We start from the raw sequence: 17,023 nt of genomic DNA, 5'->3' as shown, positions 1-17,023 counted from the left end.
CGATCTCGGGCCTCAACACCTCAAGATCTGCACGGGGGACGGCGTGTGCTGCGTCAGGCGCTCTGGATCCACCCACGGATGGAGCAGAAGAGCCCTTTTTAGCTGGCCGTTTAACCGTTTGTGGCAGTTCATCGGGGTTTGGTGCCCTTGTTGTCATGGGCGGGCCGGGCATACACCTCGCCGGTGGCCAGGACTTTGCCCACCTCGTAGCGGACGGCTTGAGCCGGGTGGCCGACCCGGTCCGGGGCGGGTAGGTGTGATACACGTGCTGGTGAACGTCCCTACGTGTGTAGGTTCCTGAGCTTGCGTCGGATGCGGGCGGGCGTGAGCTTGTTCGGTTCCGCCGGCCGTTCCCACGGGTGGCGGAGGTCGGCGACGAGCAGAACGGGCGAGACGGAGCTGGGTGTGGGCGGCGATCACCAGCCAGGTCCAGCGGTCGGCCGCCGCCGAGTCGCACAGGCGGGGGCGGGTCCAGCCCAGGGTCTGCCTGAGCAGGCGGAACGTGTGCTCCAGGTCGAAGCGGCGGAGGAACGCCTGCCAGCAGCGGTCCACGTCGGCCGGGGTGGCGCCGGTGCGCGACCACCACAGCCAGACCGGTCAGCTCACCCCGTCGCTGGGCAGCTTCTCCGCGGCCGGATCACGGTGCCCTCGATCACCGGCAAGGGTCCGTCGTGCTCCAGCCAGGCCTCCCGCCGGGTCAGGCGCGGGTGGAACCGGCCCCAGGTCCGCTCGATGGCAGTGCCGAAGCTGCGGGTCGCGGTGCTGCTCATCGCCTGCTCGTCGCCCCAGGTGGAACGGGATCGCCGAAGACGAACTCGCCGCCGTGCTTGGGCGGCCCGCCGTCGGCCGGATTCGCCGCCGCGAACTCCGCGCGGCTGGGCGCCGGGCGGCGCATCACCCAGTCCGAGCGAAGCCGGCCCAGCACCTGCACCGGCAGGTCGCCGAGCAGGTGGGCGATCCGCGGGGCTTCGTAGCCAGCGTCCATCATCACCAGCGCCTCCGGATCGCCCGCCCTCCACTGCTCGGCACCGATCAACCGCACCACCGTGTCACGGAGTTGGGCGGTGGCGCTGGCGTCCAGGTCTGCACCGGGCTCCAGCCGGACCGCGTCCAGCGTCGCCGTCCACGACATCCGCCCGGCCTTCAACGCGACCACGAACGGGTACGGCCAACCGGGGATCACCTGGTGCTTCGCACGGCCGCGGCCGAAGGTGTGGCCGAACGAGCGGTCCGGGCAGCTCTCCGCGTCCGGCCGCAGCCACGGCGAGACGTCCACCCGGCCGCGGTTCAGCGCGCCGTACAGGGCACCGTGCCCGCGCCGATGCTCGGGCACCGGCGCCAGGTCCACCAGCGTCCTCACTGGCCCGTCGCTGCACAGCACCGCGCCGGTCAGCTCGAGCAGCGCGTCGCGCCGCCCGGTCAGGCAATCGTAGAAGACCCTCCGGAGGCGGGACAGTTCTGCGAACGGCTCGTCCCGCACCCCCGTTCCAGCATCCTCACCACTGCGGCCTTCGCATCAAGTCCTGCAGCTCTTGGCCGACTTCAGGATCACGCGAAGGCCGCACCCACGTCCCGGAGACACCCGAACGAGTGACCAACGAGCCTCTTCGTTCGAAGCTGTGCGTGAAGGACGAGCTCAGTTGGCCGCTTTGCCGAGAGATCCGAAGGCCCGGGTCACGTAGCTATCGAGCTGGTCACCGAACGCTGCAGCCGAGTCGATGTCGGAGGTGGGAAGGGTGCCAGCATCATCGATACCCGCGAAGTACTCCACGTCCGTCCAGCCGCCACGAAACAGCACGACGGACAGTTCACTCCCCAGGCCGGTGAGAACGACTCCGAAGGAGTCCGGGTCCACCACGGCTGCTCGGTCTGACTCAAGCTGCTGGGGCCACTTCTGCTCCTCGTCGCGCCATGTGACCGGCTCGACCGTCAGCCCGGCCTCCTCCCAACGGCTCCTTCGTTGTTCCACCTCAAGGACAGCCTCGTCAAGATCGACAACTCGCTTCATGTCCCGATCATGCCGCAAGGTCCGCCCGTCGCGTCAGGTGGACTGGAGGGGCGGCGGAGCCCGGGGTGAGCGAGCACCTACCTGCTCGTTCGAAACGGAGCGCTAAACGGCAAGTTTAGAGCCGTGCGCGGTGCCACTCGATCGCTTCCCGGATCAACTCACGGCTCCGCTGCCTGCCCGGTGCGCGAAGAAGCAGCTCGTCCAGGACTTCCTTGTAGTCCTCGAACTCCGCCGAGCTGTCCTTCCTGTCGGGATAGTAGTAGTAACTGCTCTGCGGGCCCTGCTCGACATAGATCAGTTCGGGAACGGAGCCAGGCGCGCCGAAGACCAGCCTGGTCACGTTGGTGAGCTGGAACGCCAGTGGCAGCTCGACCGGGATGATCCGCACGCCGACACCGGCCGTCTCGGTCCACTCCAGCAGTATCTCCATCTGCTGGACCATGACCTCGTGGCTGCCCACCGCCCGGTAGAGGGCGGACTGGTGCACAAAGAACACCGCCCGCACGCCGGCCGCGAGAAAGTCGCGCTGTCGCTCCAGGCGCGCATCGACGATCTGCGCGACCCGGTGCTGCCGGCTGCGCACCAGCGTGGCCTTCGTGACGGCCACCATGTACGGCTCGGTCTGGAGCAGGCCGGGGACGACGTGCGCGTCCATGGAGATCATCAGCGTCGCACGGCTCACCATTCCGGACAGGCGTCGCAGAGCCTCCGGCTCGGCGTCCCGGTGGAACCCAGGCTGGCTCTTTATCGAGGCTGCCTGCGCGAGCTCCATCAGCCGGGCGTGGTCCGGTCCTCGCCGGAGCCCAAGGGCGTCGAGGATCTTCGCGATGTCGTTGGGGTCGTTCAGCCGACGGTGACCGCACTCGATGCGGCTGAGCTTGGAGATCGACATGTGGGTGCGTGACGCGACCCACCCCTGCGTCCGGGAGCCACGCAATTCCCTCAGCTCGACACCGAGCTGAGCGGCGGGAATGCTCCATTCCGGCTCGCCCTGCCTACCAGACAGGGAATTCGGACCGGTGTTCGGATGCCCGTCATCAAACAGGCTAGCGGCCACAGGGCCCCCCTTGCGGAAAAACTGAGCAGACTACGCTCAGCTTTCCACACGGGGGGCCCTGCCGTCATGCCGAGTCTCCCTTCAAGCGGGAAACCCTATTGCATCAGGCCGCCATTTCGTCGAAATCGCCATCCTTCGCCCCGTAGACCCACGCGCCGATCTCGAGGGCAGCGAAGATCAGGGCCGGCCCATCCGGGTCCGCGCTGTTGCGCACGGCCACGCGCCCGTCCGAAAGACGCCGCATCTCCACGCAGAGCCCCTCCTGCTGGCTCCTGCGGCTCTTCTGCCACGGATAGGGGGATTCGATGCCGCTCGCAGGCATCCCGTTGCGGTAGCCCTCACCGTCACCCATAGCCAGCCTCCTCCTGTGCGAACGATACCTACCAGTCATCTGGTAGCACTTTTCGGGAACTCCACAGGCCAGCGACCCATGCAATCCCACGTGCAAATTGCCCGGGACAAGCAAAATGAATCATTGCGCCCAGAAATCGAACGACGCTACTCCCCGATTGGGTGACATCAGAGCGAAACAACGACCACTTATCACTATTTCATAGGGGTAAGTGTGCAGATTTTCGGACATAAATGATTACTTGAAGCGACAAAGCTGTTCATGCCCGCGGCAAGCATGATCCGGCCCGTCCAACCCGGCGACGCAGAGGGGCGGCCCCAGATCGGCACGACAACAGGCCGGCCCCGCCCCGGTCGAACTCACCGCCGTCCTCCTCCACCGCCGGCAGGCTACCGACAGGTGACCGGCGGGCCCACCGGCCGCACGCGGTTCCGGCCCTGCCAGTACGTGGATGGCGGTTCAACGGCGAAGAATCCCGTGGGGATGACGGATTCGACGGCGCCGAACGGTCCGAACCAGGGCTTCGTTTGTGGGCGCCTACCCGTGTTGCCGCTCGGGTCACCGTCCGGGGCCTAGACGCCAGCGAAGCGACTCTGCCACAGAGCGCGAGGGCGTCAGTGACCCGGAAGCACAGTCTGTACAGCGTCGAAGCTGTAGTGACGCGGTTGGCCAGCGGTCCGTCGGGTGCTGTCAGGGTCGTCTTCAAGTTGGCCTACGAGCTTTTGGGCCATCCACGGACACAGAACGCCCAGGATGCGCCGGTGGGCCCACCGGCCCCTCCCGGGAACACCACCACCTGTCAGCACGTCAGAATGCCGTGTGGCCCGGCGGTGTGCCGGCAGGACCGAAGACAGGACGTCATGACCCTCTACAGCATCGACCCGGACCGTCGCGAGCTGATCGCCGCCTGGGGAACGGGCGAAGGCTCGCTCACCACCCGGGTAGCCGTCCTCCCGGCCGAGGCCGGCACCTCCGTCCTGCTGGGCCTGGCCCGCGCACTCGACCACCTGTCGGATGCCGCCTGGCGCACCTACACCCACCCCGCCAGCGCCGCCGGCTCCCTGGAGCCCAACACCGAGGGCTGGCGGCGCGAGGAGGAACGCAAGCACTTCACCGCGGTCCCCGACGCGATCGCCAAGCCGAACCTGCCCAGCGGCGGCTCGATGGTCGTCTCCTACAGCCCCCTGCTCGAGTCCGCCCACCAGATCGGCCGCGCCCTCCACGGCCTCGACAACCCCGAGCTCACCAAGGCCATCCTCGCCGAGACTGCCACCGAGCTCGCCGCCGTCGAGAACGCCGAACTGGGCGACCTGGCCGGCCGCGCCCAGCAGGCCGTCCTGCTCAGCCGTGAGGACGCCTCCCCCGTCCAGGTCGCCGCCGCCGACCGCCTCCTGGAGCAGAACCCGTTCGGGTCGGCCGAGCTGTTCTCCGCCGTCGACCCGACTGCGGCTGCCGTCGCCGCAGCCCACTGGCTCGCCGCCGCGGCCGAGGTCACCGCCGACGCCTCCGGACACGACCCCGCCCAGGTCGTCCTGGAAGCCGACAACATCGAGGCCCTCCCCCACGAGACCCCGACCCTCCTCCTCGGACTCATCGAGAGCGGCGCCACTCCCCACGAAGCCGTCACCGGCCTCGTCCGCCACGCCATGCGCATCGCCGACGGCCTCCTGCCCGACCCCGCCGCCCTGCGCGAACAGCTCGACGACCTGGAAGAGACCCTCGCCGACTACGGCGACGACGGACCCGACCTCGACGACGTCGAGCTGCGCCTGACCCCGCTCGACCCCCGGCGTCCCGCCCGCGACCTCCTCGAAGACCTCCTCACCGGCATCCACGCCTGCTGGCTCCTCCACAACGAGTACGACGACCTCGACGACGAAGACGACGACACCAGCGCCGAGGACTGGACCGACGAACAGGCCGAACAGCACCAGCAGCGCAACCGCGAGCGCTTCGCCCAGCTCGTCCGCGAAACCGCCGCCCACCGCGAACCGCTCATCTGACCAGCCCGCTCCCGGCCAGGGGCTGACAAGCGACCTCCCTCGGATCTCCCTTTGCCACTGGTCAAGGGAGATCCGCAGATCAGCGCGCGCTTTTCATGCCCGGTGGTCGCATGGTGATCGCCCGCGGGCGCAGACTGGAAGTGCGGACAACTCGCGCACGACCCTCCGAGGCGATCACCATGCGCTGCTCACCGAATCCCTCAGGCGACCAGAGTCGGGGGCGTGTCTACCGGCGCTGCGGCTGCCGCGACGACCACCACCGCCAACTCGGCACCCATTGCCCCAACCTCGCTGCCGACCCCCTCCACGGGACCTGGGCCTTCGCCGTCGACACGCCGCCCGTCGACGGCCACCGCCACACCGTCCGCCGCGCCGGCTTCCCCGACGAACTCGACGCCCGGATCGCACTGCGGCGCTTCAACGAGGGCCTGGCCCTGTGCGTCATCACCGACCCCCGACAGCGCACCGGCGACTACCTGAGGGACTGGCTGGACGAGAAGGAGCTGCGCCTCAAGCCCACCACCATGGCCCGCTACCGCTCCTACACCGAGCAGGACCTGATCCCCGCCATCGGCGCGATCCCCCTGGTCGACCTCACCCGTCGGCACCTGAGCGCGTTCGTCACCGCCCAACTACGTCGGGGCCGCGGCAAAGTCACCGTCTACCGGATCCTGGCCACCCTCTCCAGTGCCCTCAGCAGTGCCGTCTACGACGGCCTGCTGGCACGCAACCCCGCCAAGCCCCCGCTTCTTCCCCGCCCTGTCTCCGCCCCGCGCCGCTTGTGGACCGAGGAGCAGACCGCCCGCTTTCTACGATTCACCCACGTCACCGACCCCCTCTACGCCGACCTCGCCGAACTCATGATCGGCACCGGCATCCGCAAAGGCGAAGCCCTCGCCCTGCACTGGGACGACGTCCACCTCCCCGACCGCGTCCTGTTCGTCCGCGCGACACTCTCCGCCATCGACAACAACCAGCTCCTGCTCACCGCCCCGAAGACCAAGGCCAGCAGGATGTGGGTCGCCGTCTCCGACCGCGTCGCCTCAGCCCTCAACGACCGCGCCGACACTCCCTTCGGCAACATCACCGACGGCGGCGGGTACGTCTTCCACCGCCACGGACGCCCCCTCCACCCCAAGAACGTCCTCGACCACTTCCACCTGCTCTGCGACAAGGCCGGCGTCCCCCGCATCGCGCTGCACGACCTGCGCCATCTCATGACCAGCTTCGCCCTGGCCGCAGGCGTCCCCCTGCCCGTCATCTCCAAGACCCTGCGTCACCGCACCCTGTCGACCAGCGCCAACATCTACGCCGAGCTCACCAAACTCGCCGCCCGCGCGGCCGTCGACGCCGTCGCCTGGATCCTCGACAGTGCCGACCACGACGTCCTCGGACTCCCCACCTGCCGCGCCCAGCGCCCCTGGCGCCAGCGCCCGCGCCTCCACCGGCAACTGCCTGCCTACCAACACACCCGCGCAGCGGAGCCGGCCACGCCCTGGCCGATGTGGCCCGGTGACCACCATGCGACCACCAGCTGACGGAACAACAGGAAGAGCCGGCACTCGGTTTCCCAAGTACCGGCTCTCACAACCGACTTCACAGTCGGGACGACAGGATTTGAACCTGCGACCCCTTGACCCCCAGTCAAGTGCGCTACCAAGCTGCGCCACGTCCCGTGGTCTCGGTGCCTTCAGCTGGGCCTGGGGGGCTCTGCTGTGGGCTTCTCGACCTTGTCTCCGGTTGTCCCGGCGACGTGGAAAACAATACAGCACGTCGGGGGGTGCTCGCTGCCAGGTTCGGGGGAGTGGTTCAGGGGGTGGGGTGGCGGGCGTCGTAGGCGAGGAAGGCGGGGCGGCGGGCGGCGAGGAGGAGGACGGCGGCGACGCAGGCGAGGCCGCCGGTGATCACGGAGGTGGCGGGGTTGGTGAGAGCGGCGACGGTGCCGGACTCGAAGTCGCCGAGGCGGGGGCCGCCGGCCACGACGACGATGAAGATGCCCTGGAGGCGGCCGCGCATCTCGTCCGGGGCTGCGACCTGCATCATCGTGTTGCGGAAGATCATGCTGATGATGTCGGCGCAGCCCGCGACCGCGAGCAGCAGGAGGCCGAGCCAGAGGTTGTGGAGGGCGCCGAAGGCCGCGATGGCCAGGCCCCAGGCGGCGACGGCGGCGAGGACGGCGAGGCCCTGGCGGTGCACGCGGCCGACCCAGCCGGAGAAGAGCGCGCCGGCCAGGGCGCCGACGGCCGGGGCGGAGACCAGCAGGCCGACGGTGCCGGCGTCGCCGCCGTAGAAGGTGATCGCGATGGCCGGGAAGAGGGCGCGCGGCATGCCGAAGACCATCGCGGCCAGGTCGGCGAGGAAGCTGGTGCGCAGGTTGGGCTGCTCACGCAGGAAGCGCAGGCCGTCGAGGACGGAGGCGCGGCCCTTGCGCTCGCCGAGCGGCCGCATGGCGGGCAGGCGCCACATCGCGTAGAGGGTGGCGGTGAAGGCGACGGTGTCGACCAGGTAGGCGGCCTGGGCGCCGTACGCGCCGATCAGGACGCCGCCGAGCATCGGGCCGACGGTGAGGCCGAGGTTCATGCTGACGGTGTTCAGGGCGTTCGCCGCCGGGAGCTGGTGGCTGGGCACCAGCCGGGGGATCATCGCGGAGCGGGCGGGCGAGCTGATCGCGAAGAAGCCGGCCTGGACGGCGACGGCGGCGTACAGGACGGCGACCAGCCCGAGGCCGGCGAGCGCCTGCGCGGCCAGGACAGCAGAGACGACCGCCAGGCCCGTCGAGCCGATCAGGCCCAGCCGCCGCCGGTCGACGGTGTCGGCGATGGCGCCGCCGTAGAGGCCGAAGGCGACCAGTGGGACGAGGGAGAAGATGCCGACGAGCCCGGTCGCGAAGGCGGAGCCGGTCAGGTCGTAGACCTGGACGGAGACGGCGACGGCCGTCATCTGCTGGCCTATGGAGGAGATGGCCTGCCCGGCCCAGACCCGGCGGTAGTCCGGGTGGTCGCGCAGCGGGCTGAGGTCGGCGAACGCCCGCCGGTACCAGGGCGCACCGGCGGCCGCCTCCGGCCCGGGGCCGTCCCCCGGCCCGGGATCAGGTTGGGGTTCGGGTTCGGGCTCCGCGACGGACGGCGGAGGGGGCGAAGCGGGTGAGGGGGAGGAGGACGGGGTGGAATGTTGATTGTTCGACATAACCCCCCATGCTCCGCTCCGCCCCCGGACGCCCTCGCACTGGGGCCCCACCGCGGCGGCGGCCCGCAGTGGACGACCAGTGGACCACCAGTGGCCCGCCGGGGCTCGCGGCGGGGCCCTGCCCGCGCCCGGCAGAGGCCCGGCCCCGCCCCGCCCGCTACCGGCTCAGCACCTGCTTCTCCCCCGCCTCCACCGCGAAGTCCAGCCGGTTGCCCGGCGGCGGGAACGGGCAGATGAAGTGGTCCGAGAAGGCGCACGGCGGCAGGTAGGCCCGGTTGAGGTCGAGGACGGTACGGCCCTCGGCGTCGGGTGCCGGCAGGGTGATGAAGCGGAAGCGGTAGGTGTCGATGCCGCTGGTCGCGTCCGCGATCACGCCGCTGAGCCACTCGCCCGACCTGCTGACGGTCAGGGTGCGGTGCTCGCCCGCCACGGTGAAGGCGATCTGCCCGGAGACGGCCAGCGGGCGCTCCCGCCCGTCGGCGTTCGGGACCACGACCGACTGCGCGTCACCGTCCTCGAACGGGGTGAAGACGGCGGGCACCGCCCACTCGGGCGCGTACGGGTAGGCGGCGATGCCCGCGAACGCGGTCCGCCGGGGTGCCGCCGGGTCGAAGACCCGCAGGGCCAGCTCGCCCTCGCGTTCGATCGGGACGAGCAGCAGGGCGCCCAGGGTGGCGGTGTCGGCGGCCGGGTCGCTGTCCGGGCGGAGCAGCACGTCGCCGTCCACCGGTGCGCCGGCGCCGTCGACCGTGATGCCGTCGGACGCCTCCGCCCGGACCCGGATGCCCTCGGCGTCGGCCCACCAGCGCCCGGGCAGGCCGGGGATCTCGGCGGGCTCCGGCTCCAGCCAGTGCGTGCCGGTGAGTGCGAGCTGGCCGTGCGGCGCGCTCACCGACGCCGCCCGGCCGTCGCTCCAGTGCTTCCAGTCCTCCGCGGCCGTCGCCGTCATCGGTCCACCCTCCCGGTCTGTCCGTGGACGGCCCGCCGTTCGGGCCGCCCGTCTCGGTCATCCACAACACCGTCCACGCGGACGGATCATTCCCGTCGGCTCGAAACCGCCGAAACCGCAACACGGCGGCAACGCGCCGAAACGGGGCACAACACACGGCACGACACAGGGCCCGACGACACCGGGCACACCAGCACCGGGCACGCCGACACGGGGCACGGCGACACGGCCACGGGCTTCACCTACCCGTCGTGGCGCTTCAGCGGACGGAACAGCCCTTCCTGCACCACGGACACCACCAGTCGGCCGTGCCGGTCGAAGATCTGCCCACGTGCCAGGCCGCGCGCGCCGTGCGCGATCGGGGACTCCTGCTGGTACAGCAGCCAGTCGTCCGTCCGGAACGGCTGGTGGAACCACATCGCATGGTCGAGCGAGGCCATGTCGAAGTTCCGCTCGCCCCACAGTGGCTCGACCGGGGCCCGGACGGCGTCCAGCAGCGTCATGTCACTGGCGTAGGTGAGGGCGCAGACGTGTATCAGCGGGTCGTCCGGCAGCGGGCCGTTGGTGCGCAGCCAGACGCCGCTGCGCGCCTCGACTCCCGCCAGCTCCTCCTTGCTCCACCGCAGCCGGTCGACGTACCGGACGTCGAAGGGCTGGCGGCGGCTAATGAACGGGGGCAGCTCGCCGAGCCGGGAGCCGACCTCGTCCAGTGCGCTCGGCAGGCCCTCGGGGGCGGCGACGGCCGGCATCGGGTACTGGTGCTCGATGCCCGCTTCCTCGGGTCTGTGGAAGTCGGCCGTGAGCGCGAAGATCGACCGGCCGCCCTGGATGCCGAGCACCCGGCGGGTGGTGAAGGAGCGGCCGTCCCTGATCCGGTCGACCTGGTAGACGATCGGCACGCCGGGGACACCGGGGCGCAGGAAGTAGGCATGCAGCGAGTGGACCGGGCGCTCGTCATCCACCGTACGCCCTGCCGCGACCAGCGCCTGCCCGGCGACCTGACCGCCGAACGTCCGCTGCAGCGCCTCCTCGGGGCTGCGCCCACGGAAGATGTTGAGTTCGATCTGCTCGAGGTCGAGCAGATCGACAAGATCGTCGACGGGGGTACTCATGCGCGCACGCTTCCTCTCCTGACTCCGAACGAATTCTCCAGCTCACTCGAATTCTCCGGCGACCCTGGTCATTCCCGCACAGCGGCCCGGAATCCCCAGTTCACTCGAACGAGTAGACGAGTCGGTGAGTCGGCGAGTCAGTGAGTCGGCGAACTGGCAAGTCGGCGAACTGGCGAACCAGTGGCGGACGGGACGACCTCACGCCCCCAGGGAAACCCTCCCCGGCTACTCCCCCAGCCCCGACTCCCGCACCGTGATGTTGAGCCGCCCGGTCAGCCCCAGCGCCGGATCGGCCGTCCCCGGCAGCGTCCGCACGACCCCGTGGTACGCGAACCGGACCGGGCCGCCGAACACTAGCAGGTCCCCGCTGCGCAGCTCCAGGTTCGTCCACGGCCGGGTCCTGGTCTCGGTGTTCCCGAGCCGGAAGACGCAGCCGTCGCCCAGCGAGAGCGACACCACCGGCGCGTCGGCCCGCTCGTCGCGGTCCTGGTGGAGGCCCATCTTCGCGCCGTGCGCGTAGTGGTTGACGATCGCGATGTCCGGCGCGTACGTCGCCGCGCCCGCGATCTCCCCCACCGCGGCCCCGTACGCCTCGGCGACGGCCCTGCGCGCCAGGTCCCCGAGCAGCGACGGGAACGGCTTGACGGGCGCGCCGTCCTCGGCGACCCGCCGGTACCCGTACGGGTACCAGTGCAGGCCGAGGCTCACCATCCGGACGGACATCGTCCCGCCGGTGGGCATCCGCACGGCGTGCAGGCCGGCCGGCGGACGGGCCCACTCCCGGCAGGCACCGACCAGCCGGCGCTGCGCGTCGAGGTCCAGCCAACCAGGGAGCAGAACGGCGCCGGGGGCCGGCTCGGAACGATCGCGCCCGCCCGGGAACCCGCCCGGATCGCTGAACAACTCGCCCTGGATCACCCCACCATCCTCCCGCACCGCGACCGCCCGGGCCCGGCCCCACCACCGACGGCGGGCACACCCCGGGAGTCCCAACTCCCGCCCGCAGGAAGGCCGGCGACGCCGCCACGGTGACACCCGGGCACCACGCCGAACCCCTCGGAGCAGCGCCGAACACCACGAGACGCCGCGAAGCATCGCGAGAAGCCGCGAAACGCCGACGGCCGCTCCCCCGACCGGCGGGGGAACCCGCGCGGTGGAGAAGCGGCCGTGGGAGCCGAACGCCTCGACCCAGGAAGCCGAACACCTCGGCACGTCGACACGTCAACACCATGGCGCCCGACCGGGCACCGGCACCGTGAAGCCCGAGCAGCCGGTACCGGCTACGCAGGGGGCCTCGGGTGCTGGGCGAGACCTCAGATGCTGAGGGTCTGGCCCGGGAAGATCAGGTCCGGGTTGCCACCGATGACCTTGGCGTTGTTCTTGTACAGGTCGTGCCAGTCCAGGCCCTGCGCGGCGGCGATGGAGCTCAGGGTGTCACCGGCCTTGACGGTGTAGCTGCCCTTGTCGGCCGGCTTGGCGTCGTTCGAGCGGTTCCAGGACTTGGCACCCTGGTCGGCCTTCGGCGCGGACTTCTGGGCGTCGGCCTTCGGCGCGGCAGCGTCGTTCTTCGGCGCGGCCTGGGCCTTGGGGGCGGCCTTCGGGGCCTCGGCCGGCTTGGCGGCAGCCTTCGGGGCCTGCGCCGGCTTGGCGGCGGTCGAGCCCGCCGAGGTGTCGACGGCAGCCGGGGCGCCGCCCTTGGTCAGACCTGCCTTGACGGAGCAGACGGGCCAGGCGCCCGGGCCCTGGGAGGCGAGGACCTTCTCGGCGACGGCGATCTGCTGCGCCTTGGTGGCCAGGTTGGCCTGCGAGGCGTAGGCGGTGCCACCGAACGCGGCCCAGGTGCTGGAGGTGAACTGCAGACCGCCGTAGAAACCGTTGCCGGTGTTGATGGCCCAGTTGCCGCCGCTCTCGCACTGGGCGACGGCGTCCCAGGTGGCGACGGAGGCGGCGGAGGCCGAGGTGGCCGTGACGAGGCCGGCCACCGGCAGGGCCGCGACAGCGGCGCCCGCCACGACGGCCATCCGAACGCGGTTGCGCTTGGTGGCGGCGGAGGTGGTGGCAGCGGCGGTCTCGTTACGGAAGGTCATGGGGTTCCTCTCGACAGCCCCGGGCGGGCATGCGGAACCAGGCCCTGGAGAGGGCCGCGATCGCTTGCCGCGTCCGTCGGACGGCCGTGCACGTGTCGGACGTGCCGCTGCCGCCCCGGCCACCCAGCCGCTCGCCGAGCGACCTGTTCGAGCGATCGCGTCGGCGGGCACCAGCCACGCCCGGCGAACCGGGGAGCCGTGCGTCGGGGGTGAACCCGGGTGGCGCTCGTTGCGCCGACGAAGAAGCTACGAGCCGGTCGGCGGGGAAACCAAAACCTCGGCGGTCTGCCCAGCTCAGCCAAGGGTTACCGAGGGTAACAACCAGGCAATCATGCCCGAAATGTCCGCTTTGGCCGTCGATTCCTAGATCAAACATCCAGGCCGCGTGACTCACCTCACTGTTTGATTCCGGCAGTCCTGGCATCGACATCGACAGATTGCGACCACGAGAACACGCCGTGCGGTCGGATCCGACGCAATTCCCGTCAGCCTCGATGGGCACCCGTGACGCCTGACACAAGGGCCCGTTGGGCATGGCGACCTCCCCGTGTCCGCCCCCGAACCCCATCCACACCCATCCGAGGAGACCCTGTGCCGCGCATGCTCGACGTCAGCGACGAGGTCCGGTCCGAGATCGGCGACGACGAGGCCGACCGCCTGCTAGGCGGCGACCGCGCCCCCGACAGCTACGAGTGCACCTCCTGCCGGACCCCCGGCGACACGCACGTGGAACCCACCAGCACCGTGCTGTTCGTCGGCGACGAGACGGCCGTCCTCGCCTTCGCACATGCCCGCTGTATCCCCTCCCAGGTCGTACCGGTCTCCGAGGAGCAGCTGGCCGGTGCCGTCCGCAGCATCAGCCAGTCCCAGCCCGGCGGCCCGGACCTCGCCATCCCCACCGCCGTACCGCACGCCCCCGCCCCGGCCCCGGCCTCGCCCGCCGGTCCGGCCCCGACCCAGCCGAGCGCTCCCGGTCAGGCCGCCATCCTCGGCATCACCTGCGGGCTGGTCCTGCACGGCAAGGTCGGGCGCGCCTCGCTGGTGGTCGAGCCGACCGGCCCGGTCGGCCGCCCCGGCAGCACCTCGGGCGAGGACGAGTTCCTCGACCTGCTCCAGGACGCCGGCTTCCAGCCGGTCACCGACCTGGACGAGACCCCGGAACAGCTGCCCGGCTGGTCCGTCCTGGTCGCGATGGGCAAGCTGCACGCGGTCCTCCAGCCCGCCGCGGCCGGCGGCAGCACCGGCTGGTGGCAGGCCCACCAGCCGCTCCAGGTCACCGACGCCTGGCGGATGGCCGCGAGCCAGCTCTCCGAGGTGACGATGTACGCCGTGCCGGCCGGAATGGTCGGCCGGCAGCCCCGCGAGGACCTGCTGCGCCAGGCGCTGGAGCGGGCGGTGGCGCTGGGTCAGGTGGTGGCCGCCTCCCTCCCGCTCGCCGGTACCTGATCCGCCTGCGCGCCCGACCCGCCGGAAGGCGGCCGCCAACCCCCACGGCCGCCTTCCGGCGGGCGCATGCCCGCCGCGCCCCGGCGTGCCTGCACTCCGCCCGGCGCACCCGCCCCTTCCACGCCCCGGCGTGTGGGCGCGCCCGCACTCCCACGCCCCGCATCCCCCGCCCCTCTCGCTCGTTGGCCCCTACGTGTACAGCTACGACGTCTCCGCGTCCCCCGGCCGGTCCGCCACCGCCTCGCGCTCGATCCCGGGCATGCGCCCTTCGTACGACGCCGAGCACCCGCACTCCGCCACGCCGATCTACGACGAGCTGTACTCCGAGTACCGGCGCCTCTTCCGTGCCCTTCCCGGCGACCGCTCGGGCGAGGAGGACCTGAAGTTCACCGGGTTCGCGGTCCGCGACGGTTACCCGTTGCTCGGCGAGCAGCGCTCGTACCCGCCCCAGCAGCAGGCGTTCCACACCCTCGCGGGCCAGGTGCCGGGCCTGCCCCAGTTCGTTCCGGGCCCCCAGAGCCACGGCTCGGGCCCCACCGGCGGCCAGCAGCCCGGTCATACCGGTGGGCACGACCGGGGGCACACCAGCAGTCACACCGGCGCCCAGCAACACGGCCACTCCAGCGCCCACACCAGCCCCCACCCCGGTGGTCACACCGGCGCCCACACCAACCCTCACCCCGGCAGTCACACCGGCGGTCACACTGCTGAAAGCCACATCGGAAGCCACAGCACCGGCCACCACCGCCACGGCCACTCCGTCGGCCGTCCCGAGCCCACCGCCCCCACCAGCGACGGCCTCGGCCACACCACCTCGACCCCCGTCCAGGCCCAACCCGCCGTCCCCGCTGCCCAGTTCACCAACGGTCAGGGCTGGGTGGCGGCCGGCTACCTGGGCGCGGCCCCGCACTCGCTGCCGGTGCCGGCACCCGTACCGCCGACGCCGCCCGCGCCAGCCCCGGTGATGGGCACGGCCACCGGCCTCGCCCCCGCCCCTTCCTCGCCCAGCGGCGGCGGCCGCCACCGCCAGATGCTCTCCCTGCCCCCGGGCCCCACCGTCGACCACCGCTGACGCCCGGCCTGCACCCCGAGCAGGAGCCTCGAACGGGAACCCCGAGCAGGGACCGTGGACAGGAACCGCCAGCGGGAACCCTGGAGACCCGGGCGGGAGCCGCGCGCAGGAACCCCGGCCGAGCCCGGAAACGCCGGAGGGCCCCGCCACCACCGTGGCGAGGCCCTCCGGCCGGCGGTCGGTCGATCAGCGGACCGACCGCTCCTGCCCACTACTTCTTCTTGCGCTTCTCCCGGACCCGCACCGAGATCGAGATCGGGGTCCCCACGAACCCGAACTCCTCGCGCAGCCGGCGCTCGATGAAGCGCCGGTAGCCGGCCTCCAGGAAGCCCGAGGCGAACAGCACGAAGCGGGGCGGACGGATGCCCGCCTGGGTGCCGAACAGGATGCGCGGCTGCTTGCCGCCCCGGATCGGGTGCGGGTGGGCGGCGACCAGCTCGCCGAGGAAGGCGTTCAGGCGCGCGGTCGGGATGCGGGTCTCCCAGCCCTCCAGCGCGGTCTCGACCGCCGGGACGAGCTTCTCCATGTGCCGGCCGGTCTTGGCCGAGACGTTGACGCGCGGGGCCCACTGCACCTGGACGAGGTCGCGCTCGATCTCGCGCTCCAGGTAGTAGCGGCGCTCCTCGTCCAGCTGGTCCCACTTGTTGTAGGCGATGACGACGGCGCGCCCGGCCTCGACGGCCATCGAGATGATCCGGGTGTCCTGCTCGGCGAGGGTCTCGCTGGCGTCGATCAGGACGACCGCGACCTCGGCCTTCTCCAGCGCGGAGGCGGTGCGCAGCGAGGCGTAGAAGTCGGCGCCGGCGGTCAGGTGGACCCGGCGGCGGATACCGGCGGTGTCCACGAACTTCCAGGTCTTGCCGCCGAGCTCGATCATCTCGTCGACCGGGTCGCGGGTGGTGCCGGCCAGCTCGTTGACGACGACGCGCTCCTCGCCGGCGACCTTGTTCAGCAGGCTGGACTTGCCGACGTTGGGGCGGCCGATCAGCGCGATGCGGCGCGGGCCGCCGGGGGCGGCGTCGCCGAAGGTCTGCGGCGGGGCCTCGGGCAGGGCGTTCATGACGGCGTCCAGCAGGTCGCCGGAGCCGCGGCCGTGCAGGGCGGAGACCGGGTACGGCTCGCCGAGGCCGAGCGACCACAGGTAGGCGGCCTCGGCCTCGGTGGAGGGGCCGTCGACCTTGTTGGCGCACAGGACGGTGGGCTTGCCCGCCCGCCGGATGATCTTGATCAGCGCCTCGTCGGTGTCGGTGGCGCCGACGGTGGCGTCCACCACGAACAGCACCGCGTCGGCCTGCTCGATGCCCAGCTCGGCCTGGGCGGCCACCATGGCGTCGATGCCGAGGACGTCGATCTCCCAGCCGCCGGTGTCGACGACCTTGAAGCGGCGGCCGTTCCAGCTGGCCTCGTAGGTGACCCGGTCGCGGGTGACGCCCGGCTTGTCCTCGACGACGGCCTCGCGGCGGCCGATGATGCGGTTCACCAGGGTCGACTTGCCGACGTTCGGGCGGCCGACCACGGCCAGCACCGGCAGTCGGACGTGCTCGGCACCGTCCACGGCGTCGAAGCCGTCGAGGTCGAAGCCCTCCTCGGCGGCGAGCGCCATGAACTCGGCGTAGTCGGCGGCGTCCAGCTCACCCTGGCCGGTGGCGGCGTGCTCTGCGGTCATGTTCGTCTGTTCCGTTTCCCGGCCCGGCCCTTCCCAGGGGCGTGCCGTGCGTACCTGCCCCGCTCGGGGCAGCGCGGTGGTTGTC

Annotated in this window: 13 protein-coding genes, 1 tRNA gene and 1 pseudogene; 4 read left to right on the top strand and 11 right to left on the bottom strand. The window is 71.4% G+C overall.

Features of this window, described 5'->3' with window-relative positions; genetic code table 11:
- Positions 1-128 precede the first annotated feature (128 nt).
- From ACGF0D_RS34335 to ACGF0D_RS34320, 4 genes and pseudogenes are all read right to left on the bottom strand, one after another.
- Positions 129-1,480 (bottom strand): annotated as a pseudogene (locus ACGF0D_RS34335) (transposase).
- A gap of 156 nt (positions 1,481-1,636) precedes the next feature.
- A complete protein-coding gene (locus tag ACGF0D_RS34330) occupies positions 1,637-2,008 on the bottom strand; it encodes a hypothetical protein (protein WP_392922915.1) in 372 nt (123 codons plus the stop codon).
- Between the two features lie 115 nt (positions 2,009-2,123).
- Positions 2,124-3,065 (bottom strand): helix-turn-helix domain-containing protein, encoded by a 942-nt coding sequence (locus tag ACGF0D_RS34325; RefSeq protein WP_392922912.1) that lies wholly within the window; start codon positions 3,063-3,065, stop codon positions 2,124-2,126.
- Positions 3,066-3,168: 103 nt separating this feature from the next.
- The gene (locus ACGF0D_RS34320) at positions 3,169-3,417 is read right to left on the bottom strand and encodes a DUF397 domain-containing protein (RefSeq protein ID WP_392922909.1); all 249 of its coding nucleotides are present in this window, start codon (positions 3,415-3,417) and stop codon (positions 3,169-3,171) included.
- 860 nt (positions 3,418-4,277) lie between these two features.
- Here ACGF0D_RS34320 and ACGF0D_RS34315 point away from each other — a divergent pair.
- Positions 4,278-5,420 (top strand): Voldacs domain-containing protein, encoded by a 1,143-nt coding sequence (locus ACGF0D_RS34315; RefSeq protein WP_392922907.1) that lies wholly within the window; start codon positions 4,278-4,280, stop codon positions 5,418-5,420.
- A gap of 179 nt (positions 5,421-5,599) precedes the next feature.
- On the top strand, positions 5,600-6,958 hold the full coding sequence (locus ACGF0D_RS34310) for a tyrosine-type recombinase/integrase (RefSeq protein WP_392922905.1): 1,359 nt from the start codon (positions 5,600-5,602) through the stop codon (positions 6,956-6,958).
- 64 nt (positions 6,959-7,022) lie between these two features.
- Here ACGF0D_RS34310 and ACGF0D_RS34305 read toward each other — a convergent pair.
- The 6 genes from ACGF0D_RS34305 to ACGF0D_RS34280 all read right to left on the bottom strand — a co-directional run bounded on the left by ACGF0D_RS34305 (position 7,023) and on the right by ACGF0D_RS34280 (position 12,754).
- A tRNA-Pro gene (locus tag ACGF0D_RS34305) sits at positions 7,023-7,096 on the bottom strand.
- 133 nt (positions 7,097-7,229) lie between these two features.
- On the bottom strand, positions 7,230-8,606 hold the full coding sequence (locus tag ACGF0D_RS34300; RefSeq protein WP_392922903.1) for an MFS transporter: 1,377 nt from the start codon (positions 8,604-8,606) through the stop codon (positions 7,230-7,232).
- A 157-nt stretch (positions 8,607-8,763) separates the two neighbouring features.
- Positions 8,764-9,555: a DUF1684 domain-containing protein gene (locus ACGF0D_RS34295; RefSeq protein WP_392922900.1), complete on the bottom strand. Its 792-nt coding sequence runs from the start codon at positions 9,553-9,555 to the stop codon at positions 8,764-8,766.
- Positions 9,556-9,797: 242 nt separating this feature from the next.
- Complete coding sequence (locus ACGF0D_RS34290; RefSeq protein WP_392882786.1) at positions 9,798-10,667, bottom strand: acyl-CoA thioesterase; 870 nt, start codon at positions 10,665-10,667, stop codon at positions 9,798-9,800.
- Between the two features lie 225 nt (positions 10,668-10,892).
- The gene (locus ACGF0D_RS34285; protein ID WP_392922921.1) at positions 10,893-11,582 is read right to left on the bottom strand and encodes an alpha-ketoglutarate-dependent dioxygenase AlkB family protein; all 690 of its coding nucleotides are present in this window, start codon (positions 11,580-11,582) and stop codon (positions 10,893-10,895) included.
- A gap of 398 nt (positions 11,583-11,980) precedes the next feature.
- Positions 11,981-12,754, bottom strand: a complete 774-nt coding sequence (locus tag ACGF0D_RS34280; RefSeq protein WP_392882785.1) for a transglycosylase family protein — start codon at positions 12,752-12,754, stop codon at positions 11,981-11,983.
- 600 nt (positions 12,755-13,354) lie between these two features.
- On the opposite strand from ACGF0D_RS34280, the gene ACGF0D_RS34275 reads away from it, so the two are divergent.
- On the top strand, positions 13,355-14,200 hold the full coding sequence (locus ACGF0D_RS34275; protein ID WP_392922898.1) for a hypothetical protein: 846 nt from the start codon (positions 13,355-13,357) through the stop codon (positions 14,198-14,200).
- A 193-nt stretch (positions 14,201-14,393) separates the two neighbouring features.
- Entirely contained in the window at positions 14,394-15,272 is an 879-nt protein-coding gene (locus tag ACGF0D_RS34270) for a hypothetical protein (RefSeq protein ID WP_392922895.1), read from the top strand.
- A gap of 211 nt (positions 15,273-15,483) precedes the next feature.
- Here ACGF0D_RS34270 and der read toward each other — a convergent pair whose 3' ends face one another.
- Entirely contained in the window at positions 15,484-16,938 is a 1,455-nt protein-coding gene (gene der / locus ACGF0D_RS34265) for a ribosome biogenesis GTPase Der (protein ID WP_392882779.1), read from the bottom strand.
- Positions 16,939-17,023 lie beyond the last annotated feature (85 nt).

Origin of the sequence: Kitasatospora sp. NPDC048298 (assembly GCF_043201465.1) — a bacterium.
Taxonomy (GTDB): Bacteria; Actinomycetota; Actinomycetes; order Streptomycetales; family Streptomycetaceae; genus Kitasatospora.
Note: the sequence above shows the minus strand (reverse complement) of the source record. Positions and strands in the feature narration are given on the sequence as shown.